Raw genomic sequence first — 20,094 nt, 5'->3', positions numbered from 1 at the left:
CGGACGGGGCCGCCCTCCCATCCGGGGCGGCCCCGTCCGCCGTGTTGCGCCGGTCAACCGGTGACCAGTTCGGTCACCCCGCCCACCACCGGCAGATCGCTCAGCGAACCGCCGCTGGTGAGCGGGTCGGTCAGGACGGCCGTGGTCAGCGGCTTGAAGTCGGCGATCTGGGTGCCCACCGCGTTGTCCAGCGGGTCCGTCCCGGTGCCCGCCAGCGGGTCGAGCTGGAGATCGGTGACCGGGGCGATATTGCTGGCCAGCGAGGTTCCGAGCGCGCTGGTCACCGCGGGGCCGGCCGTCTCGCCGACCGCCTGGAGGGCCAGGGCGCCCTGCTCCGGGGCCTCGGCGACCGGGGGCAGCTGGACGGCCTGTGCGGAGCCCGCACCGGCCGTGAGGGCGGTCCCCAGCGCGGAGACGGTCAGACCGGCGCGCAGCAGAGCGCGACGCTGGGGCTTTCGTGCGTGAAGTGCCATTTTTCCACCTGATCGAACCTGGTCGGGTGAGCGTCTGTGCGCGCAGAGTAGTTGAGGTGTGCTGCTCCCCACCAACGAGAGACCCGAGGGGTCCCCTGCGCGGGTCAATGCCTCACACTTGTGTTCTGTGAGTTCCCAACCGATCCCGACCCGCGTCGTGCTGCTCGCGGGCCCCTCCGGCTCCGGCAAGTCCTCCCTCGCCGCCCGCACCGGTCTGCCGGTGCTGCGCCTGGACGACTTCTACAAGGAGGCCGACGACCCGACGCTGCCCCTGGTCCCCGGCTCCACGGACATCGACTGGGACTCCGCCGGCTCCTGGGACGCGGACGCGGCGGTGGCGGCCATCGCCGAGCTGTGCCGGACCGGTCGGACGGACGTTCCGGTGTACGACCTCGCCACCAGCTCCCGTACGGACCACGAGACGTTCCACATCGAGCGCTCGCCGCTGTTCGTGGCCGAGGGCATCTTCGCGGCGGACATCGTCGGGCGCTGCCAGGACCTGGGGCTGCTGGCGGACGCGCTGTGCCTGCGCGGCCGCCCCTCCACGACGTTCCGGCGACGGCTGGTGCGCGATCTGCGCGAGGGCCGCAAGTCGGTGCCGTTCCTGCTGCGGCGCGGCTGGCGGCTGATGCGGTACGAACGCCGCATCGTGGCCCGTCAGACGGCTCTGGGGGCCCACCCCTGCGGCAAGGACGAGGCCCTGGGCCGGCTGGCCGCAGCGGCGGCGGGCCGCTGCCGGCGTACGCCGGTGGGGCGCGGGGCGGCGTAGCGGGGCGGCACCGCTCCCGCACCGCACACCGGGTCGCCCGGCCCGGCGTACGGGTGCCCGGCCGTGCGGGAACACGGGCAGCGGGGTCGTACAGGCCCCCCGACCCGTACGACCCCGCTGCCTTCCCGCTCCCGCGGCTCCCGCCTCCCCCGACGCGCAAAGCCGCGTGTTCCCCCGTCGCCCTCCGCCTCCCCCGAAGCGTCGAGCCGTTCCCCCGTGGCCCCCGCCTCCCCCGAAGCGAAGGGCCTCTCCCCCGTCGGTCCCGGGGCCCTGGAGGGCCCCGGTCCTTCCCTCCCCCGTCGCCTCAGGCCACCAGCTCGCCGAAGGACTCCTGCTCGTCACGTCCGAAGCTGAGGACCTCGTCCTCGCGCAGCCGGCGCAGGGAGCGCCAGATGCTCGACTTCACCGTGCCGACACTGATGTCGAGGATGGACGCGATCTCCGGGTCGGTGCGGCCCTCGTAGTACCGCAGGACCAGCATCGTGCGCTGGGGCTCGGGCAGCCGGGCGAGCGCCTGCCACAGCACCGCCCGCAGCTCCGTGCCGCGCATCGCGTCCGCGTCGCCCACCGTCTCCGGCAGCTCCTCCGTCGGGTATTCGTTGAGCTTGCGCCGCCGCCAGGCACTGATGTGCAGGTTGGTCATGGTCCGGCGCAGATAGCCGCCGACCGCCGCCTTGTCGCTGATCCGGTCCCAGGCCCGGTAGGTCGAGAAGAGGGCGCTTTGAAGCAGGTCCTCTGCCTCGAACCGGTCGCCGGTCAGGTGGTAGGCGGTCGCGTACAGGGAGGCCCGCCGCTCCTGGACGTAGGCCGTGAACACCGCTTCCGTGTCCTCGGCCGGCGTCCGGTTCCGCTCCCCCGCGCCTCCCCCGCCGGCCCCGTTCCCCCCCGCGGGCCCGTCGACCACCGTCATGTACGGCTTGCGCGTCGGCTCCGCCGCCGGCGGGCGCTGGCGCCCGGCGCCGCGGACGCACCCGCGCACTCCCCCGGCTTCCCGGCCGCGTTCCGCCAGGGCGGCCCCTGCGGCGGCGCCGGGCCTCTCGGTGCTCCGGCCGACGTCGTGGAGACGCGTGGCAACTGCGCTTGAGCTGGTGCTGTGCAGTGCGTTCATCTCGCGCCCCCTATCGGTTAAGTCCGTTCGTTCCCGGTGACCACGAGCTTGCCGGGGCAGTTTCATGGCGCTGTCCCCCGTCTGTCACAGCCCTGTCACAGGGGCGGTCGTGGCCGTGCCCGGCAAGGAGATCGGGCCGCGGGTCGAACTGGAGCACCACCATGGGCCAGAATGACGTCCGTGCCTTTCCTGTTGCTGATCGAGGACGACGACGCCATCCGCACGGCCCTCGAACTCTCGTTGTCACGCCAGGGCCACCGTGTGGCCGCCGCGGCGACGGGAGAGGACGGCCTCGAACTGCTGCGCGAGCAGCGGCCCGACCTGGTCGTACTGGATGTGATGCTGCCCGGTATCGACGGTTTCGAGGTGTGCCGGCGTATCCGCCGCACCGACCAGCTGCCGATCATTCTGCTGACCGCGCGCAGCGACGACATCGACGTCGTGGTGGGACTGGAGTCCGGCGCGGACGACTACGTGGTCAAACCCGTCCAGGGCCGGGTGCTGGACGCCCGTATCCGGGCGGTGCTGCGCCGCGGCGAGCGCGAGTCGACCGACTCGGCGACCTTCGGGAACGTGGTCATCGACCGCTCCGCCATGACCGTGACCAAGGACGGCGAGGACCTTCAGCTCACCCCGACGGAGCTGCGGCTCCTGCTGGAGCTGAGCCGCCGGCCCGGTCAGGCCCTCTCCCGGCAGCAGTTGCTGCGCCTGGTGTGGGAGCACGACTACCTGGGCGACTCCCGTCTGGTGGACGCGTGTGTGCAGCGGCTCCGGGCGAAGGTGGAGGACGTGCCGTCCTCGCCGACCCTGATCCGTACGGTGCGGGGCGTGGGTTACCGACTGGACTCGCCTCAGTGACCGAGACCGCCAAACGGTCCCTGCGCGCCGGTCTGCGCTGGACCAGCCTGCGGCTGCGCCTGGTCGTGGTGTTCGCGCTGGTGGCGCTCACCGCCGCGGTCTCCGCGTCGGCGATCGCGTACTGGCTCAACCGCGAGGCCGTGCTCACCCGCACCCAGGACACCGCGCTCGACGACTTCCACCGGCAGATGCAGGACACGGCGGCGGCGCTGCCGGAGCGCTCCACCAAGGACGACCTCCAGCGGGCCGCGGTGAGGATGGCGGGGAACAGCCTCGGTTACAGCGTGCTGCTGGTGGACGAGCGCGAGCGGGGCAAGCCGATCGTCGGCTACTCCGACCTCGACCGGTTCACCCGGGCCGACGTGCCGGACTCGTTGCGCGAGCAGGTGGTCCGCAAGCAGGCCGCCGCGTCGGGCGAGGAGCGCGAGTACCGCCTGTTCTGGCAGCGCACGAGCCTCGCGGACACGCCGTATCTGGTCGCCGGTACGCGGATCACCGGCGGCGGCCCCACCGGTTACATGCTCAAGTCCCTCGACCAGGAGCGGCAGGACCTCAACTCGCTGGCCTGGTCCCTGGGGATCGCCACCGCTCTCGCCCTGGTCGGCTCGGCGCTGCTCGCGCAGGCCGCCGCGACGACGGTGCTGCGGCCGGTGCAGCGGCTCGGCGACGCGGCCCGCAAGCTCGGTGAGGGGAAGCTCGACACCCGGCTCGTGGTCTCCGGCACGGACGAACTCGCCGACCTGTCCCGTACGTTCAACAAGACGGCCGGTTCGCTGGAGAAGAAGGTCGCGGACATGAGCGCCCGCGAGGAGGCCAGCCGCCGGTTCGTCGCCGACATGTCGCACGAGCTGCGCACTCCGCTGACCGCGATCACCGCGGTGGCCGAGGTGCTGGAGGACGAGGCCGACAGCCTCGACCCGATGATCGCGCCCGCCGTGCACCTGGTGGTCAGCGAGACCCGGCGGCTGAACGACCTGGTGGAGAACCTGATGGAGGTGACCCGCTTCGACGCGGGCACCGCCCACCTGGTGCTGGACACGGTCGACGTGGCCGACCAGGTCACCGCGTGCATCGACGCCCGGGCCTGGCTGGACGCGGTGGACCTGGACGCGGAGCGCGGCATGATGGTCCGGCTCGATCCGCGCCGGCTCGACGTGATCCTGGCCAACCTGATAGGCAACGCCCTCAAGCACGGGGGCTCACCGGTGGGGGTCCGGGTGCGCACCGAGGGCGAGGAGCTGGTCATCGAGGTGCGGGACCACGGCCCCGGCATCCCCGAGGAGGTCCTGCCGCACGTGTTCGACCGGTTCTACAAGGCCAGCGCCTCCCGGCCCCGTTCGGAGGGCAGCGGGCTCGGGCTCTCCATCGCGATGGAGAACGCGCACATCCACGGCGGCGACATCACGGCCGCGAACTCCCCCCAGGGCGGGGCCGTCTTCACGCTGCGGCTGCCGCGCGACGCCGAGAAGCTGGCGCGGCGGGACGGCCCGGACGACGAGGACGACCGGGGTGGTCAGGGCACGCGGGAGCGGAACGAGGACGGTGCGACGTGAGGCGCGGCCCTGTCACCCCCGGCCGCCGGGGCGCGGCCTCGCTGGCCGCCTCGCTGGCCGCCGCGGCGTTGATCGCCGGCTGCGGCATCCGTACGACCTCGGTGCCGGTGGACGCGGGTGCCGCGCCGTCGCGGGTGCCGTGCCGGCTCTCCGCTTCCGACGCCGCCACCCGGCCGCCGGGCGGCGTGACGGCCGAGGTGTACCTGGTGTGCGCGTCCGAGCTGGTCCCCGTGGACCGTGCGGTGGAAGCGGGTGCGGTCGGCTCCGACCGGCTTGCGGTCGCCCGCGCCCTGCTGAAGGAGGTCCGGCGGACGCCGACCGCGGGCGAGCGGCGGGCCGGCTTCTCCACCGCTATACCGGCGGGCCTGCGGGTGGGCCCGGCGCGGGACGGCGACCCGGCGGGCGCCGTGCGGCTGAGCAGCCAGCCGGAGGACCTGTCGGCAGAGGCGCTGGCCCAGCTCGTGTGCACGTATGCGGAGAGCGAGGCGCTGGTGACGGACGGCGCCGTGGTCCTGGGCGGCCCCGGGGACTACCCGCCGCGCGGCTATCTGTGCACCTCCCGGACGAAGGCGCGGCCGCAGGACCTGACCACGCCGGACGCGGTCCGGCTGCGCTGACCCGGTCCTTCCCGCACGGCGGCCGGAAAGTCGCGGAACCGATCCTGCGGGTCGAGGCGTCTTGGTGGGCGTGCGTCAAGGCTCGGGCGGTCAGGCCGTCATCCACTTCCGCGCGGCGGGGGTCACCCTCCTCCTCGTGCATCTCCTGCTCGTCGGATGGCTGACGCTGCGCCCCCTGGACGTGCCGTGGATGATGGCCGCGAATTTCGAGCCGTTCGCCGGGATCAGGGCGGACCTCGCACGCGGCCCGGTCGAGGCGGCACGCCGGATCGGGGGCGCGCTGCTGCTGCTGGCCCCGCTCGGCGTCCTGCTGCCGATGGCCGGGGGCCGGGTCTCCGTCCCCTCCTGGGTGTCCCTGCTGCGGACGGTCACCGCGGGGGCGCTGATCTCGCTGGCCATCGAGCTGGGCCAGACCGGGGTGCCCGGCCAGGTGGTCGACGTCGACTCGCTGCTGCTGAACACCGCCGGGGTGGCGCTGGCCCACCTCCTGGTCGTGCCGGTCTGCCGGGCGCGGCTGCGCCGCGGGGGGCTGCCGGGCGTACGGGGCCTCCCTCGGCACGAGGCGGAGACCCGCCTCAGGGACGAGGCCCCTGGGGGATCGACCCCGACGATTACCGGGGTCGGCATCGCACCGTAGAGCGATGCTTTGTCCGTCTTCGCGGGGGCACCATGGAGACACCGGGAGCACAATCGGCTGCTCCTGTGGCAACGGTTCGCGAAGGAGTCCATCATGGCCGCACTCGTCCGCCCCCGCGAAGGCCGCATGATCGGTGGTGTGTGCGCGGCGCTGGCACGGCGCTTCGGCACCTCCGCAGGCACCATGCGCGCCATCTTCGTCGTCTCCTGCCTGCTGCCCGGCCCGCAGTTCCTGCTCTACCTGGCGCTGTGGGCGCTGCTGCCCTCGGAGAAGTCCGCCTCGTCCGCGACGGCCTGGTGACGCGGGCTCCACGGGGAGCGGTGACGATGCGATGGGGCGCACACCCTGGACCGGGGTGTGCGCCCCATCGGCATGACGCGGGACGCGATCAGCCGCCGAGCGGAATCCCGTTGGCGGTGAGGCCCTGGGTGGGCAGGCCGCCGAGCAGCCCGGTGACCGGAGCGGCCGCGTCGGTGGCGTCGCCGCCCAGGACCTTGCCGACGGTCTCCTGGACTGGCGCGGACTGGGCCGACTTGGCGACGGAGTCCAGCGCCATCGTGGAGACGGGGAGCGCCCCGGCCGCGGCGTCGAGCGGCAGGGAGGGGACGGCGGAGGCGCTGCCTGCGGCGGCAGCGGCGAAAGCGGCGCCGAGGGCGGCGACACCGAGAGTCTTGGCGGCAGACTTCTTCATGGCGAATTCATCCTTGGGGAAGGGGACGCGAGCGGCTCTGCAAGCTAGCCACCCCACCGCCGCCTCCGCAAACATCCCGACACGCGGGAAACGGCCCGGATTCCGCTCCCGGGCCGTCTTCCCCACCGGTGACGTCAGCTCGCGGTCCCCGCAGAGCCGCTGGTCACAGCGGTCTGATGGAAAAGCCACTCGGACTTCAGCTCCGCGTATCCGGGCTTGACGACGTCGTTGATCATCGCGAGACGTTCGTTGAAAGGAATGAAAGCTGATTTCATCGCATTGACTGTGAACCACTGCATGTCATCGAGCGTGTATCCGAATGCCTCGGTCAGCTGCTCGAATTCCCGCGTCATGCTCGTCCCGCTCATCAGCCGGTTGTCCGTGTTCACGGTGACGCGGAAGTGGAGCTTCCGCAGCAGTCCGATCGGGTGCTCGGCGAACGAGGCGGCCGCGCCCGTCTGGAGGTTGGAGGACGGGCACATCTCCAGCGGGATGCGCTTGTCGCGTACGTAGGAGGCGAGGCGGCCGAGGGCGACCGAGCCGTCGTCGGCGACCTCGATGTCGTCGATGATCCGCACCCCGTGGCCGAGCCGGTCGGCACCGCACCACTGGAGGGCCTGCCAGATCGACGGGAGGCCGAAGGCCTCGCCCGCGTGGATCGTGAAGTGGTTGTTCTCGCGCTTGAGGTACTCGAAGGCGTCGAGGTGTCGGGTGGGCGGGAAGCCGGCCTCCGCCCCCGCGATGTCGAAGCCGACGACGCCCTGGTCGCGGTAGGCGTTGGCCAGCTCCGCGATCTCCAGCGCGCGGGCCGCGTGCCGCATCGCGGTGAGCAGGGCGCCGACGCGGATGCGGTGGCCGTTGGCGCGGGCGACGCGCTCGCCCTCGCGGAAGCCCGCGTTGACCGCCTCGACGACCTCTTCGAGGGTCAGTCCGCCCTCCAGGTGCTGCTCGGGGGCGTAGCGGATCTCGGCGTAGACGACGCCGTCCTCCGCGAGGTCCTCCGCGCACTCCGCGGCCACCCGGAACAGCGCGTCACGGCTCTGCATGACGGCGCAGGTGTGGGCGAACGTCTCCAGGTAGCGCTCCAGCGAACCGGAGTCGGCCGCCTCGCGGAACCAGGCGCCGAGCTTGTCGGCCTCGGTCTCCGGGAGGGAGTCGTAGCCCTGCGCGCGGGCCAGGTCGACGACTGTGCCCGGCCGCAGGCCGCCGTCGAGGTGGTCGTGGAGGAGCACCTTGGGGGCGCGCCGGATCTGGTCGGAATCGGGAACGTTCGGGGTCTGGCTCGTCATCTGGGCACTCTAGCGCCTACGCGCGTAGAGCGCCGCGTGTCGATGCGCAACAGTGACCGTGAAGTCGGGTGGCGTACACCTGACCTTCTGACACTGTTCTGTCATGGCACAGCGCGCACTCCCCCTGCCCGCACCGAGGCTGGGACGGGCCGTACAGACGGCCGGAGCACCATACGAGGTCAGCGGCGTGGTTCTGCTGCTCCCCGACGGCGAGGCCGATTCACGGCGCCGCCCGTCCTCCCTGTCGTACGCGGCCCAGCTGCCGTTCGCCCGCGCCCTGGCCCGCGCCGGGGAGGGCGACGGGCTCGCGGTGCACGTACTGCGCTACCGCTGGCGCGGCTGGAACGCGGCCGACGCGCATCCGGCCGAGGACGCCGCGTGGGGGGCCGACGAGGTCCAGCGGCTCTACGGGGACGTGCCGGTCTGCCTGGTCGGCCGCGGGATGGGCGGCCGGGCGGCGCTGCGGGCCGCCGGGCACGCCGCGGTCACCTCGGTGCTGGCCATGGCCCCCTGGCTGCCGGAGCAGTCGGCCGCGGAACCGGAGCCGGTGAAGCAGCTCCTGGGGCGGCGGGTGCTGATCGTGCACGGCACCAACGACGAGCGCACCGACCCGGAGCTGTCCTTCCGGCTGGCAGAGCGGGCGAAGAAGTCCAACCGGGACACCTGCCGCTTCGAGGTCCACTCCGACGGGCACGCGCTTCGCCAGCACCGCGCCGAAGTGGTGGCGCTGGCCGCCGACTTCGTCCGCGGGTCGCTGTTCGCCCGGTCCTACGCCCGCCCGGTCACGGACGCGCTCGCCGCGCCGCCGCCGCTCGGGTTGCGGATGCCGCTGGCCGGCGGGTTCGGGCGGTCGCTGCGGCACTGAGGCAGCGGCGGCCGGACGGGCGCGCCGTGGCCGCGGGACGCCCGCACGGACGAGACGCGGACGAGGGCGACAGCCGCCCGCTCGCNGCCCGCGCGGGCTGCGAGCGGGGCTGCCGGCTCAGTCCGGCAGCAGGTGCCCCCGGCGCGAGAGCAGGAAGCGCTTGAAGGCGGCGACCGGCGGCGTGTCGGGGTGCCCGTCCAGCCAGGCGACGCCGATCTCGCGGACCGCGCGCGGAGCGGTGACCGTCAGCTCGACGACCCCGGGGCGCGCGAACGCGGGCGGTGGCAGCAGGGCCACTCCGAGGCCCGCGGCGACCAGACCGCGCAGGGTCTCGGCCTCCTCGCCCTCGAAGGCCACCCGCGGGGTGAAGCCCGCCGCCGCGCAGAGGTCGTCGGTGATCCGGCGCAGCCCGTACCCCGGTTCCAGGGTGACGAACTTCTCCTCCGCGGCCTCCACGAGCCGAATCCGGCGGCGGCCCGCGAGCCGGTGGTCGTCGGGGACCACCAGCCGCAGCCGCTGTTCGTCGAGGCGGCGGGTGACCAGGTCGGGGGCGTCGGGCACCGGAGAGGTGAGGCAGAGGTCGAGGCCGCCCGCGCGCAGCCGCTCGATCATCGCCTCGCCGTAGTTCTGCACGAGCTGGAAGCGGACCCGGGGGTGGTCGACCCGGAACGCGCGGATCAGGGCGGGCACGGTCTCGGAGCCCATGGTGTGCAGGAAGCCGAAGGAGACCCGGCCCGCCGCGGGGTCCGCGTCGGCGCGGACCGAGTCGGCGGCCTTCTCCACCTCCGCCAGAGCCCGTTCGGCCGAGGCGAGGAAGGTGCGGCCCGCCGGGGTGAGCGAGACGGTGCGGCCTGCGCGGGCGAACAGGGCGACTCCCAGGTCCGCTTCGAGCCGGACCATGGCCCGCGAGAGCGTCGACTGGGGCACGCCCAGCTCGTGCGCGGCGCGGGTGACGTGCTCGTGGCGGGCGACCGCCTCGAAGTACGCGAGGCGGGGCGCGAGGACGGCCCGGATGTCTTCTTCGTAACTACTCGGTGACAGCCGGGGCTGTGAGCTGCGTTCATGCGCCATGGGATTGATTATGACGAGTTCGTGCATTGGACGCATGAAACCGGTGGGCCTACTTTCGACGTATGCCTCCCGCCAGTACCGGGGCATCCACCCTCACCGTGGATGCCTCTGCCCCGTCGTCTCCCGCTTCCTCCCCCTCCGGCACCGGGCCGGCTCCCGCGCCCGCGCAGGCCCCCGCGCCCCCGCCGCCTCCGGCGGCCGAGCGCCTGGAGCCCGGCCGCCCCGGCTACCGCCGGATGAGCTTCGCCCTCTTCGCCGCCGGTGTCGCGGCCTTCGCCCTCCTCTACTCCACCCAGGCGCTGCTGCCCGCCGTCTCCGCCGACTTCGGCGCGAGCGCCGGGCAGGCGAGTTGGACGGTCTCGGCGGCGACCGGCGCGCTGGCGCTGTGCGTGCTGCCGCTGAGCGCGCTCTCGGAGCGGTTCGGGCGGCGACAGATGATGACGGCCTCGCTGCTGGTCGCGGTGGCGGTCGGGCTGCTGGTGCCCCTCGCACCGTCGATGGGCTGGCTGATCGCGCTGCGGGCCCTCCAGGGCGCGGCGCTCGCCGGACTCCCGGCCTCCGCGATGGCGTATCTCGCGGAGGAAGTACGGCCCAAGGCACTGATCGCCGCCATCGGACTGTTCGTCGCGGGCAACAGCATCGGCGGCATGAGCGGCCGCATCCTCGCCGGCTGGGTGGCTCAGGTCTGGGGCTGGCGCGCGGCACTCGGCGCCGTCGGGCTGCTGGCACTGGTGTGCGCCCTCGTCTTCCACCTCCTGATTCCCAGGGCCCGGAACTTCCACCCGGGCTCGCTGAACCCGAGGGCCCTGGCCGGGACCGTCGCCGGCCATCTGGCCGACCCGCTGCTGGTCAGGCTGTACGCGATCGGCGCCCTGTTCATGACGGTGTTCGGCGCCGTCTACACGGTGATCGGCTACCGGCTGGTCGAGGAGCCGTTCAGCCTGCCGCAGGGGATCATCGGCTCCATCTTCCTCATCTACCTGGTCGGCACGGTCTCCTCCGCCGCGGCCGGACAGCTGGTGGCACGGCTCGGCCGCCGGGGCGCGCTGTACCTGGCGGTCTCCACGACGACCGCGGGACTCCTGCTCTCGCTGGCCGACCGGCTGGCCGCCGTGCTGCTGGGCCTGGTGCTGATCACGGCCGGCTTCTTCGCCGGGCACGCGGTCGCCTCTTCGTCGGTCAGCCGGACCGCGACGACGGGCCGGGCGCAGGCCTCGGCGCTCTACCAGTCGGCGTACTACCTGGGCTCCAGCGCGGGCGGCACGCTGGGCGCCGTCGCCTTCCACGCGGGGGGCTGGGCGGCGACCGTGGCCCTGGGCCTGCTCGCGGTCCTCTGCGTCGTCTCCATCACGCTGTACGGGACGCGGGTGGCCCGTGCCGAGCGGCGGGCGCTCGTCCCCGCCGCCCGCTGAACCGGCCCGCCGGCCACGCCCGTGGCCGGCCACAGGGCCCGCTGCTACGGTGCGGCGGTGGGACGGGGGCGACCATGGGACGGCTGAGCAGAGGCGCGGACGGGATACTCGAACCGCGGCTGCGCCTGGGCGCGGTCGTGGCCCGCGGCGCGGCGTACGGGGTGGGGGCGGCGGCCTGCGTGGCCGTCGCCGCGTTCGTCCTCCAGGACCACGTCCACCGCGTCGACCTCCTGGAAGCGACCGCCGCCCTGGGGCTGGTGACCGGCGCGGTCTCGCTGCTGACCGGGCTGTTCCTGTGGGCCTGCGGCCTCGGGGACGTCCTGCGCTGGCGCGACTTCGCCACGACGGCCTCCCCCCACGACGTGGTCTCGATCGTCGCGCCCTCCCTCGTCCGGACGGGCGCCTTCCTGCTGGCGCCCGTTCCGGTCGCCTTCGGCCTGGGGGAACTCGTCGCGTCGGCCGCCGTCGGTTCCTGGCTGTGGGGCGCCTGACGGCCTGTGCCGGGACCGGGACCGGCTCGCCGCGCCCTGCCGGGCGGCGAGACGTACGGGAGGCCGCTGCGGGCGTCGGATGTCCGGCGCGGCGGCCACGGCCGCCGTCGCCCCGTGGCCGTTTTCCGCCCGCGCTGTCGGTGGCCTGCGGTAGCTTCCGACGTACCGGGAGACGGATGCCACGGCGCGGCCGCGCGCGACAGGGGTGGAGCGATGAACGATCTGAGCACGACGGCCGCAGGGGCGGCGGCGGACGCCGGCGCCGCCGGAATCGACAGCCGTCTCGAAGGACACCGGACCGAGCTGACCGGCTACTGCTACCGGATGCTCGGCTCCGCCTTCGAGGCCGAGGACGCCGTGCAGGACACCCTGGTCCGCGCCTGGCGCAACTTCGACAAGTTCGAGGGCCGCTCCTCCCTGCGCTCCTGGCTCTACCGGATCGCGACCAACGTCTGCCTCGACATGCTGAGCGCGGGCAACAAGCGGGCCCGCCCGGTCGACCTGTCGGGCCCGACCCCGCTCGCCCAGGCCGCGCTCAACCCGCGCCCGGAGAACGTGTGGCTGGAGCCGATGCCCGACGGCCGCGTCCTGCCCTCGGTCGAGGACCCGGCGGAGGCGGCCGTGGCGCGCGAGTCGGTGCGCCTGGCGTTCGTCGCCGCGCTCCAGCACCTGCCGCCCAAGCAGCGTGCGGTGCTGATCCTGCGCGAGGTGCTGGCCTGGAAGGCCGCGGAGGTCGCGGAGCTGCTGGAGACCTCGGTCGCCTCGGTCAACAGCGCCCTTCAGCGGGCCCGCGCCACACTGACCGAGACCCAGGGCCGGGCCGGTGATCCGGCGGACCCGCTCGACGAGGAGCAGCAGAAGCTGCTGGAGCGCTATGTGAAGGCGTTCGAGGGGTATGACATGGCCGCCCTGACCGCGCTGCTCCACGAGGACGCGGTCATGACGATGCCGCCGTTCGACCTGTGGCTGCGGGGCGCCGGCGACATCACGGGCTTCATGACCACCATCGGCGCCGCGTGCGCGGGCTCGAAGCTGGTGCCCGTGTCGGCCAACGGCTCCCCGGCCTTCGCGCACTACAAGCCCGACGCGGAGGGCCCCGGTTTCGTGCCGTGGGCGGTGCAGGTCATCGACGTCCGGGACGGGGCGATCACCGGGATGCACTGCTTCCTGGACGTGCCGCGCTGGTTCCCGCTGTTCGGGCTGCCGGACCGGCTGCCGGCCGACGCGTAGGAGTCACCGGCCGGGCCCCCCGTCCCGCGAGGCGCCCGGGTCCGCGGGCCCGCCGGCCTCCTCGGGGGACCGGCGGGCCCGTGCCACGGTGGTCCACGACCCCGTACGGGCCCGCCGCCCGTTCCTCCGGCGTCAGTGCGGGCCCGCCGCCCGCTCCTCCGGGCCCTCCCCCAGGGCGACCACGTCGGCCAGCCCCACCAGGGCCAGCAGGGCCCGCAGTTCGGGGGGTACGCGGCGCAGCCGCAGGGTGCGTCCGGACCGGCGGGCGACGAGCCCCAGCCGGGCCACCGCCTCGACAAGGACCAGATCAGGCCGGATCACCCCGCCCACATCGCAGTCGACCGAGGCGCCCGGGGCGAGGGCGGCTCCCCGGGGGCCCGAGAGAGCACGCTCCAGCTCGGCGCAGAGGTCGGGTACGACGGCACGGCTGATCCGGCCGGTCACGGTCAGGGCGATCGGGTTTTCGGCGTCCACACCAGGCAGACCGGACCGGCGGGCCGAATTCATCGGCCCCCTCCGTACGGGCTCGATCACCGCTCCCCCCTTCCTGCCCACGCGGGGCGGCAGTTGGGTGACCTCGGTCGATCAGAAGCTGCCCGGCACCCGCACGCTGTATGTCTCCACCGCGGACGAGGTCGCCTGGACCTTCGACTTCGACCAGCAGGGCCCGGTCGACGCGGACGGCTGGCCGACGTACGAGGCCAACTGCCAGGTCGGCGAGGAGGCGACGGACAAGGCGGGCAAGACGTACACGAAGTCCGTGAACACCGCGGTGTTCGGCCCGCTGGTGGACGAGGACTACGGCGTCGTCCGTGAGGGCGACGAGATCACCGGCGCTCTCCTACCTGTGCAGGTGACCGGGCGCGTGACCGGGCACGTCACCGGGGACGGAAGGTAGTCGCCACTCGCACGACGGCGGCCCGCCGCGGGGACCGTCCATGCCGAACGGGACCGGCGGCAGTCCGCCGGTCCCGTTCACCCGTACGAGGAAAGCGCAGGTCAGGCGATGCGTTCGCGCACCACCTGCGGCGGCGCGAACGACGTGTCGGCCGGGGCGACGTCGTACGCCTCCGGCAGCGCCTTCAGCGCGTAGTCGAACCGTTCCGGCGTGTCCGTGTGCAGCGTCATCAGCGGCTGGCCCTCGGTGACGGTGTCGCCGGGCTTGGCGTGCAGCTCGACGCCCGCGCCCGCCTGCACCGGGTCCTCCTTGCGCGCCCGGCCCGCGCCGAGGCGCCAGGCGGCGACGCCGACGTCGTAGGCGTCCAGGCGGGTCAGCACGCCGGAGGAGCGGGCGGTCACCACGTGCTGCTCGCGGGCGACCGGGAGCGCCGCGTCCGGGTCGCCGCCCTGGGCGGAGACCATCCGGCGCCAGACGTCCATCGCGGACCCGTCGGCGAGCGCCTTCTCCGGGTCGGCGTCCTTGAGGCCGGCCGCGTCCAGCATCTCGCGGGCGAGCGCCAGGGTGAGCTCGACGACGTCCCTGGGGCCGCCGCCGGCGAGCACCTCGACCGACTCGCGGACCTCCAGCGCGTTGCCGGCGGTGAGACCGAGCGGGGTGGACATGTCGGTGAGCAGCGCGACGGTGCGCACCCCGCTGTCGGTGCCCAGCGCGACCATGGTGGAGGCCAGTTCGCGGGCGTCCTCGATGTTCTTCATGAAGGCGCCGGAGCCGACCTTGACGTCCAGGACGAGCGCTCCGGTGCCCTCCGCGATCTTCTTGGACATGATCGAGCTGGCGATCAGCGGGATCGCCTCGACGGTGCCGGTGACGTCGCGCAGCGCGTACAGCTTCTTGTCGGCGGGGGCGAGACCGTCACCTGCGGCGCAGATGACCGCGCCGGTGGTGTCGAGGACGTCCAGCATCTCCTCGTTCGTCAGGTGCGCCCGCCAGCCGGGGATGGACTCCAGCTTGTCCAGCGTGCCGCCGGTGTGGCCGAGGCCGCGTCCGCTGAGCTGCGGCACGGCGGCGCCGCAGGCGGCGACCAGCGGGGCGAGCGGCAGGGTGATCTTGTCGCCGACGCCGCCGGTGGAGTGCTTGTCGGTGGTGGGACGGGAGAGCGCGGCGAAGTCCATCCGCTCGCCCGAGGCGATCATCGCGGCGGTCCAGCGGGCGATCTCGGCGCGGTTCATGCCGTTGAGCAGGATCGCCATGGCCAGGGCGGACATCTGCTCGTCGGCGACCTCGCCGCGGGTGTACGCGTCGATGACCCAGTCGATCTGCTCGGGGGTCAGCTCGCCTCGGTCCCGCTTGGTGCGGATGACGGAGATGGCGTCCATGGGAGTCCTTCCGGCCGGGTGCGTACGCAGAGTCCCGACGACTCTACGCGCATAGAGAGGGAAAACGGCGATGGCCCTTCCGGGAAGGAAGGGCCATCGCCGGGGTCAGGGGTTCATCCGAGGTGCTGCGGGCCGAACGCCTGCGGCAGCATCGCGTCCAGCGTCCGCCGGCCCTCCGGCGTCTCCAGGAGGAGGCCGGGTCCGCCGAACTCGTACAGCAGCTGCCGGCACCTGCCGCACGGCACCAGGATCGCCCCGGCGCCGTCCACGCAGGTGAAGTGGGTCAGCCGGCCGCCGCCGGTGGCGTGGAGCGCGGAGACCAGACCGCACTCGGCGCAGAGCGAGAGGCCGTAGGAGGCGTTCTCCACGTTGCAGCCGGTGATCGTGCGGCCGTCGTCCACCCGGGCAGCGACACCGACCGGGTAACCCGAGTAGGGGGCGTACGCCCGGGACATGGCGTCCCGGGCGGCCTCCCGCAGGGTCTCCCAGTCGGCCTCGCCGAAGGCGGACCGGCCTTCGGGGGAGGGCGGCGTCACTTGCCCTCGCCCTTGCGGTACCGCATGCCGTTCGCCTTCGGCATGCGCAGCCGCTGCGCGGAGAGCGAGAGCACGAGCAGCGTCACGATGTACGGCGTGGCGCTGACGAACTCGGTCGGCACGGTGTCCGTCGCGAGGTACCAGACCAGGACCACCGCGGCGATGACCCCGCTGATCGCGGCGGGCACGAACTTCTTGCGGTAGAGCTTCCAGGCCGCCAGCACGGCCAGCACCACCACGAGGAGCAGCAGCAGCGCGTGGACGGAGTCGCCGCCGTTGCGGAGCTGGAGCGCGTCGGCGAAGCCGAACAGGCCCGCGCCCATGGCGAGTCCGCCGGGCCGCCAGTTGCCGAAGATCATCGCCGCGAGGCCGATGTACCCGCGGCCACCGGTCTGGCCCTCGTTGTAGATGTGCGAGGTGACCAGGGAGAGGAAGGCGCCGCCGAGTCCGGCGAGCCCGCCGGAGGCGATCACTGCGATGTACTTGTAGCGGTAGACGTTCACGCCGAGCGACTCGGCGGCCACGGGGTTCTCGCCGGCCGAGCGCAGCCGCAGCCCGAAGGCCGTCTTCCACAGGATGAAGAAGGTGGCCACGAAGAGAGCGAGGGCCACGAGGGTCAGCACGGAGACGTTGGTGACCAGGCCGCCGAGGACGCCCGCCACGTCGGAGACGAAGAACCAGTGGTGCTGCGCCAGCGAGTGCAGCCAGTCCGAGAGTCCGGGGACCGTCACGGTGGTGATGCTGTCGGCGGGCGGTGACTGTTTGGGGCTGCCGCCCATCGCCGCCGCCTCGCCGGTGTTGAACCAGAGCTTGGCGAGGTAGGTGGTGAAGCCGAGCGCCAGGATGTTGATGGCGATACCGGAGATGATGTGGTCGACACCGAAGGTGACGGTGGCGACGGCGTGCAGCAGCCCGCCGAGCATGCCGCCGACGATGCCGGCGAGGACGCCGATCCAGGGATCGGTCTGCCAGCCGGCCCAGGCGCCGAAGAAGGTGCCCAGGATCATCATTCCCTCTAGGCCGATGTTGACCACACCGGCCCGCTCCGACCAGAGGCCGCCGAGACCGGCGAGGCCGATCGGCACGGCCATGGCCAGCGCGGCGCTGATCTGGCCCGCGGAGGTGACGTCCTGCGCGCCGGTGATGGCCCGCACCGCGGAGAGCGCCAGGAGCGCGCCCGCGACGATCAGCAGGATGACGGGGAGGGAGAACCGAGTACGGCCGCCCTTGCCGCCGGAGACCTTGGAGGCCGGGGGCGGGGTGGAAGTCGCCGTGGCGGTCACGCCGACACCTCCTGCTGGTCGGAGTTACGGGCCTGAGCGGCGAGCTCCTCGCCCACCTTGCTCTGCTGACGCTTGACGCCGTAGCGGCGGACGACTTCGTAGGCGATGACGACGCACAGGACGATGACGCCCTGGATGACGCCGACGATCTCCTTGTCGTACCCCTCGAACTCGAGCTTTCCGGAACCGCGCTCCAGGAAGCCCCACAGCAGCGCGCCGAGGGCGATGCCGACGGGGTGGTTGCGGCCCAGGAGGGCGATGGCGATACCGGTGAAGCCGATGCCGATCGGGAAGTCGCCGCTGTACTCGTAGCTGTCGTTGAGCAGCGTCGGCATGCCGACCAGGCCGGCCACGGCGCCGGAGAGGACCATCGAGGTGACGACCATCTTCTTGACGTCGACGCCGCTGGCCTGCGCGGCGGAGCCGGACTGGCCGACGGTGCGCAGATCGAAGCCGAACCGGGTGCGCGAGAGCACGAACCAGTAGGCGACGCCCGCGACGGCCGCGACCACGATGAAGCCCCAGACCGGGGTCGGCGTGGTCGGGATCTCGAAGAAGTGCGAGGACTCCGGGATCGGGTTGGTGGAGATCTTCGTGCCCGCCTCGTCCAGGTGGCCGAGACGGCCCTGCTGGAGCAGGTAGCCGATGACGGCCGTCGCGATGGCGTTCAGCATGATCGTCGAGACGACCTCGCTGACGCCCCGGGTGACCTTGAGGACACCGGCGATACCGGCCCACATGGCGCCGACGATCATCGCCGTGAGGATGATCAGCGGAATCTGGAGGATGCCGGGCAGGGTCAGCGCGCCTCCGAGCGCGGCGGCGAAGAAGGCCGCCAGGCGGTACTGGCCGTCGACGCCGATGTTGAACAGGTTCATCCGGAAGCCGACGGCCACCGCGAGACCCGCGAGGTAGTAGGTCGTCGCCTTGTTCAGGATGTAGACCTGGCTGTCCGACTTCAGCCCGTAGTCGAACATGATGCCGAAGGCGCTGAAAGGTTCCTTGCCGGTGGCCGCCAGTACGAGCGCGGTCACCAGGAACGCGACCACGATCGCGAGTGCCGGGGCCGCGATGCCCAGGAGCAGCCGCTCCTTGTCGAACTTCTTCATCGGTCCTCTCCCCCGTCCCGGGGGTCGGTGCCGGCGTCGCCGCCGGCGTCCGGTGTTTCGAGATGCCCCGAGGCCGCGCCGGTCATCGCGGAGCCGAGCTCTTCGGGGGTGATGGTGGCCGGGTCGGCGTCGGCGACCAGACGGCCGCGGTACATGACGCACAGGGTGTCGGAGAGCCCGATCAGCTCGTCCAGGTCGGCCGAGATCAGCAGGACGGCCAGCCCTTCGTGGCGGGCCTCGCGGATCTGGTCCCAGATCTGCGCCTGCGCGCCGACGTCCACGCCACGGGTGGGGTGGGCGGCGATCAGGAGCTTGGGGGCGTGGCTCATCTCGCGGCCGACGATCAGCTTCTGCTGGTTCCCGCCGGAGAGGGACGCCGCGGTGACCTCGATGCCCGGGGTGCGGACGTCGTACTCGCGCACGATGCGCTCGGTGTCGGCGCGGGCCGCGCCGTTGTCCAGCATCCAGCCCCGGCTGTTGGGCTTCTCTGTGACGTGCCCCAGGATGCGGTTCTCCCACAGGGGGGCGTTCAGCAGCAGGCCGTGCCGGTGGCGGTCCTCGGGGATGACCGCCATGCCGCCCTCACGCCGCTTGCGGGTGGGGGTGCGCGAGATGTCGGCGCCGTCCAGGGTGAGGACGCCGGTGTCGAGGTGGCGCATGCCCATGATGGAGTCGACCAGCTCGGACTGCCCGTTGCCCTCGACCCCCGCGATGCCCAGCACCTCGCCCTTGCGGATGGTGAAGGTGATGCCGTCGAGCACCGCCCGCACCACGCCGTCCGGGTCGGTGACCGTGAGCCTCAGGTCCTCGACGGTCAGCATCGGGATGTCGGTGACGGTCGACTCACGGGTCTCCGGCGAGGGCAGCTCGCTGCCGACCATCAGCTCCGCGAGCTGTTTGGGCGTGGTCTGCGCGGGGTCCGCGGTGCCCACCGTCGTACCGCGCCGGATCACCGTGATCTCGTCCGCGACGGAGAGCACCTCGCCCAGCTTGTGCGAGATGAAGATGACGGTGAGGCCTTCGGCCTTGAGCTCGCGGAGGTTGTCGAAGAGCGCGTCGACCTCCTGCGGCACGAGCACGGCGGTCGGCTCGTCGAGGATCAGGGTGCGGGCGCCGCGGTAGAGGACCTTGAGGATCTCCACCCGCTGCCGGTCGGCGACCCCGAGGTCCTCGACCATGACGTCCGGGCGGATGCCGAGGCCGTACGCCTCGGAGATCTCCTCGATCTTGGCGCGGGCACGGCCCCCGATCCCGTACGACCGCTCGGAACCGAGAACGACGTTCTCCAGGACCGTGAGGTTGTCGGCGAGCATGAAGTGCTGGTGCACCATGCCGATCCCACGCCCGATGGCGTCGCCGGGGTCGTCGAACGAGACCTGCTCGCCGTCGACCGTGATGGTCCCCTCGTCCGGCTTCTGCATGCCGTAGAGGATCTTCATCAGGGTGGACTTCCCGGCGCCGTTCTCGCCGACGAGGGCGTGCACGGTGCCGCGGCTCACGGTGATGTCGATGTCGTGGTTGGCCACGACCCCGGGGAATCGTTTGGTGATGCCGCGGAGCTCTACGGCATGAGGACTGCTGGACGCTTTGATGACGCACTCTCCTTGACAGGAGCGGAGGGTGGGAGGACGGGGAGGGCGGCGTTGCCGCGATCGGGGGACGGGGCGGTAAGGCGTGGGGCGGGCGTGGCAGGCGGGGTGGCGAAAATACCGCGCCCGACAGAAGCTACGCGCGTAGCGCCACCGATCGGCCGCCGGCCGGCGAGCGGACGACGGACATGTGCCCGCATACCGGGCGCTCCGGTGAGGGCGGGTACGTGCGTCGG

Annotated in this window: 22 protein-coding genes; 11 read left to right on the top strand and 11 right to left on the bottom strand. The window is 72.7% G+C overall.

The genetic code is table 11. From position 1 onward, the window contains the following. Nucleotides 1-53: 53 nt before the first annotated feature. Entirely contained in the window at nucleotides 54-473 is a 420-nt protein-coding gene (locus V9U70_RS20275; RefSeq protein ID WP_336677189.1) for a hypothetical protein, read from the bottom strand. A 118-nt stretch (nucleotides 474-591) separates the two neighbouring features. Here V9U70_RS20275 and V9U70_RS20270 point away from each other — a divergent pair, with 118 nt between their 5' ends. Next, a complete protein-coding gene (locus V9U70_RS20270; RefSeq protein WP_336677187.1) occupies nucleotides 592-1,242 on the top strand; it encodes a uridine kinase family protein in 651 nt (216 codons plus the stop codon). A gap of 304 nt (nucleotides 1,243-1,546) precedes the next feature. Here V9U70_RS20270 and V9U70_RS20265 read toward each other — a convergent pair whose 3' ends face one another. Next, nucleotides 1,547-2,350 carry a SigE family RNA polymerase sigma factor gene (locus V9U70_RS20265; protein ID WP_336677186.1) on the bottom strand — a complete coding sequence of 268 codons (804 nt, stop codon included), beginning with the start codon at nucleotides 2,348-2,350 and terminating at the stop codon, nucleotides 1,547-1,549. A gap of 180 nt (nucleotides 2,351-2,530) precedes the next feature. Between V9U70_RS20265 and afsQ1 the strand changes: the two genes are divergently transcribed. The 5 genes from afsQ1 (at nucleotide 2,531) to V9U70_RS20240 (ending at nucleotide 6,315) form a co-directional block, all read left to right on the top strand. Further along, nucleotides 2,531-3,208, top strand: coding sequence for a two-component system response regulator AfsQ1 (gene afsQ1 / locus V9U70_RS20260; RefSeq protein ID WP_336677525.1), 678 nt, complete (start codon nucleotides 2,531-2,533; stop codon nucleotides 3,206-3,208). Then, nucleotides 3,205-4,761 (top strand): ATP-binding protein, encoded by a 1,557-nt coding sequence (locus V9U70_RS20255; RefSeq protein WP_336677184.1) that lies wholly within the window; start codon nucleotides 3,205-3,207, stop codon nucleotides 4,759-4,761. The genes afsQ1 and V9U70_RS20255 overlap by 4 nt, the downstream gene beginning before the upstream one ends. Next, entirely contained in the window at nucleotides 4,758-5,378 is a 621-nt protein-coding gene (locus V9U70_RS20250; RefSeq protein ID WP_336677182.1) for a hypothetical protein, read from the top strand. Before V9U70_RS20255 ends, V9U70_RS20250 begins: the two co-directional genes overlap by 4 nt. A 64-nt stretch (nucleotides 5,379-5,442) precedes the next feature. Next, nucleotides 5,443-6,015: a VanZ family protein gene (locus V9U70_RS20245; protein WP_336677180.1), complete on the top strand. Its 573-nt coding sequence runs from the start codon at nucleotides 5,443-5,445 to the stop codon at nucleotides 6,013-6,015. A 93-nt stretch (nucleotides 6,016-6,108) separates the two neighbouring features. Then, nucleotides 6,109-6,315 (top strand): PspC domain-containing protein, encoded by a 207-nt coding sequence (locus tag V9U70_RS20240; RefSeq protein ID WP_336677178.1) that lies wholly within the window; start codon nucleotides 6,109-6,111, stop codon nucleotides 6,313-6,315. 88 nt (nucleotides 6,316-6,403) lie between these two features. Here V9U70_RS20240 and V9U70_RS20235 read toward each other — a convergent pair whose 3' ends face one another. Further along, complete coding sequence (locus V9U70_RS20235; protein WP_336677176.1) at nucleotides 6,404-6,706, bottom strand: hypothetical protein; 303 nt, start codon at nucleotides 6,704-6,706, stop codon at nucleotides 6,404-6,406. Nucleotides 6,707-6,840: 134 nt separating this feature from the next. Next, on the bottom strand, nucleotides 6,841-7,995 hold the full coding sequence (locus V9U70_RS20230) for an adenosine deaminase (RefSeq protein WP_336677173.1): 1,155 nt from the start codon (nucleotides 7,993-7,995) through the stop codon (nucleotides 6,841-6,843). Nucleotides 7,996-8,098: 103 nt separating this feature from the next. Between V9U70_RS20230 and V9U70_RS20225 the strand changes: the two genes are divergently transcribed. Then, the gene (locus V9U70_RS20225) at nucleotides 8,099-8,860 is read left to right on the top strand and encodes an alpha/beta hydrolase (protein ID WP_336677171.1); all 762 of its coding nucleotides are present in this window, start codon (nucleotides 8,099-8,101) and stop codon (nucleotides 8,858-8,860) included. Nucleotides 8,861-8,977: 117 nt separating this feature from the next. Here V9U70_RS20225 and V9U70_RS20220 read toward each other — a convergent pair whose 3' ends face one another. Then, entirely contained in the window at nucleotides 8,978-9,931 is a 954-nt protein-coding gene (locus V9U70_RS20220) for a LysR family transcriptional regulator (protein ID WP_336677169.1), read from the bottom strand. A gap of 62 nt (nucleotides 9,932-9,993) precedes the next feature. On the opposite strand from V9U70_RS20220, the gene V9U70_RS20215 reads away from it, so the two are divergent. The 3 genes from V9U70_RS20215 to V9U70_RS20205 all read left to right on the top strand — a co-directional run bounded on the left by V9U70_RS20215 (nucleotide 9,994) and on the right by V9U70_RS20205 (nucleotide 13,064). Next, a complete protein-coding gene (locus V9U70_RS20215; RefSeq protein WP_336677168.1) occupies nucleotides 9,994-11,343 on the top strand; it encodes an MFS transporter in 1,350 nt (449 codons plus the stop codon). Between the two features lie 74 nt (nucleotides 11,344-11,417). Further along, nucleotides 11,418-11,834, top strand: a complete 417-nt coding sequence (locus V9U70_RS20210; RefSeq protein ID WP_336677166.1) for a DUF6336 family protein — start codon at nucleotides 11,418-11,420, stop codon at nucleotides 11,832-11,834. 213 nt (nucleotides 11,835-12,047) lie between these two features. Then, nucleotides 12,048-13,064 (top strand): sigma-70 family RNA polymerase sigma factor, encoded by a 1,017-nt coding sequence (locus tag V9U70_RS20205; RefSeq protein WP_336677164.1) that lies wholly within the window; start codon nucleotides 12,048-12,050, stop codon nucleotides 13,062-13,064. 132 nt (nucleotides 13,065-13,196) lie between these two features. Here the strand turns inward: V9U70_RS20205 and V9U70_RS20200 are convergent, their stop codons facing one another. Continuing rightward, on the bottom strand, nucleotides 13,197-13,571 hold the full coding sequence (locus V9U70_RS20200; protein WP_336677162.1) for an STAS domain-containing protein: 375 nt from the start codon (nucleotides 13,569-13,571) through the stop codon (nucleotides 13,197-13,199). A gap of 64 nt (nucleotides 13,572-13,635) precedes the next feature. On the opposite strand from V9U70_RS20200, the gene V9U70_RS20195 reads away from it, so the two are divergent. Further along, complete coding sequence (locus tag V9U70_RS20195; protein WP_336677160.1) at nucleotides 13,636-13,962, top strand: hypothetical protein; 327 nt, start codon at nucleotides 13,636-13,638, stop codon at nucleotides 13,960-13,962. A gap of 101 nt (nucleotides 13,963-14,063) precedes the next feature. Here the strand turns inward: V9U70_RS20195 and V9U70_RS20190 are convergent, their stop codons facing one another. The 5 genes from V9U70_RS20190 to V9U70_RS20170 form a co-directional block, all read right to left on the bottom strand. Further along, a complete protein-coding gene (locus V9U70_RS20190) occupies nucleotides 14,064-15,341 on the bottom strand; it encodes a thymidine phosphorylase (RefSeq protein ID WP_336677158.1) in 1,278 nt (425 codons plus the stop codon). 113 nt (nucleotides 15,342-15,454) lie between these two features. Further along, a complete protein-coding gene (locus V9U70_RS20185) occupies nucleotides 15,455-15,877 on the bottom strand; it encodes a cytidine deaminase (RefSeq protein ID WP_336677157.1) in 423 nt (140 codons plus the stop codon). After that, nucleotides 15,874-17,160 (bottom strand): ABC transporter permease, encoded by a 1,287-nt coding sequence (locus tag V9U70_RS20180; protein WP_336677156.1) that lies wholly within the window; start codon nucleotides 17,158-17,160, stop codon nucleotides 15,874-15,876. The genes V9U70_RS20185 and V9U70_RS20180 overlap by 4 nt, the downstream gene beginning before the upstream one ends. Further along, nucleotides 17,157-18,269 carry an ABC transporter permease gene (locus V9U70_RS20175; RefSeq protein ID WP_336677155.1) on the bottom strand — a complete coding sequence of 371 codons (1,113 nt, stop codon included), beginning with the start codon at nucleotides 18,267-18,269 and terminating at the stop codon, nucleotides 17,157-17,159. Before V9U70_RS20175 ends, V9U70_RS20180 begins: the two co-directional genes overlap by 4 nt. Further along, on the bottom strand, nucleotides 18,266-19,861 hold the full coding sequence (locus tag V9U70_RS20170) for an ABC transporter ATP-binding protein (RefSeq protein WP_336677523.1): 1,596 nt from the start codon (nucleotides 19,859-19,861) through the stop codon (nucleotides 18,266-18,268). Before V9U70_RS20170 ends, V9U70_RS20175 begins: the two co-directional genes overlap by 4 nt. Between the last annotated feature and the right edge of the window lie 233 nt (nucleotides 19,862-20,094).

Origin of the sequence: Streptomyces pratensis, from assembly GCF_037137275.1 — a bacterium.
In the GTDB taxonomy this organism is placed as follows: domain Bacteria; phylum Actinomycetota; class Actinomycetes; order Streptomycetales; family Streptomycetaceae; genus Streptomyces; species Streptomyces pratensis_B.
The sequence above is the reverse complement of the archived record's forward strand: the minus strand, read 5'-3'. Positions and strand labels throughout refer to the sequence as shown.

Coding starts and splice junctions, on each gene's coding strand:
- V9U70_RS20235 (WP_336677176.1), bottom strand. CDS start 6,706: ATGAAGAAGTCTGCCGCCAAGACTCTCGGTGTCGCCGCCCTCGGCGCC.
- V9U70_RS20275 (WP_336677189.1), bottom strand. CDS start 473: ATGGCACTTCACGCACGAAAGCCCCAGCGTCGCGCTCTGCTGCGCGCC.
- V9U70_RS20230 (WP_336677173.1), bottom strand. CDS start 7,995: ATGACGAGCCAGACCCCGAACGTTCCCGATTCCGACCAGATCCGGCGC.
- V9U70_RS20205 (WP_336677164.1), top strand. CDS start 12,048: ATGAACGATCTGAGCACGACGGCCGCAGGGGCGGCGGCGGACGCCGGC.
- V9U70_RS20200 (WP_336677162.1), bottom strand. CDS start 13,571: ATGAATTCGGCCCGCCGGTCCGGTCTGCCTGGTGTGGACGCCGAAAAC.
- V9U70_RS20240 (WP_336677178.1), top strand. CDS start 6,109: ATGGCCGCACTCGTCCGCCCCCGCGAAGGCCGCATGATCGGTGGTGTG.
- V9U70_RS20215 (WP_336677168.1), top strand. CDS start 9,994: ATGCCTCCCGCCAGTACCGGGGCATCCACCCTCACCGTGGATGCCTCT.
- V9U70_RS20210 (WP_336677166.1), top strand. CDS start 11,418: ATGGGACGGCTGAGCAGAGGCGCGGACGGGATACTCGAACCGCGGCTG.
- V9U70_RS20175 (WP_336677155.1), bottom strand. CDS start 18,269: ATGAAGAAGTTCGACAAGGAGCGGCTGCTCCTGGGCATCGCGGCCCCG.
- V9U70_RS20220 (WP_336677169.1), bottom strand. CDS start 9,931: ATGGCGCATGAACGCAGCTCACAGCCCCGGCTGTCACCGAGTAGTTAC.
- V9U70_RS20225 (WP_336677171.1), top strand. CDS start 8,099: ATGGCACAGCGCGCACTCCCCCTGCCCGCACCGAGGCTGGGACGGGCC.
- V9U70_RS20265 (WP_336677186.1), bottom strand. CDS start 2,350: ATGAACGCACTGCACAGCACCAGCTCAAGCGCAGTTGCCACGCGTCTC.
- V9U70_RS20190 (WP_336677158.1), bottom strand. CDS start 15,341: ATGGACGCCATCTCCGTCATCCGCACCAAGCGGGACCGAGGCGAGCTG.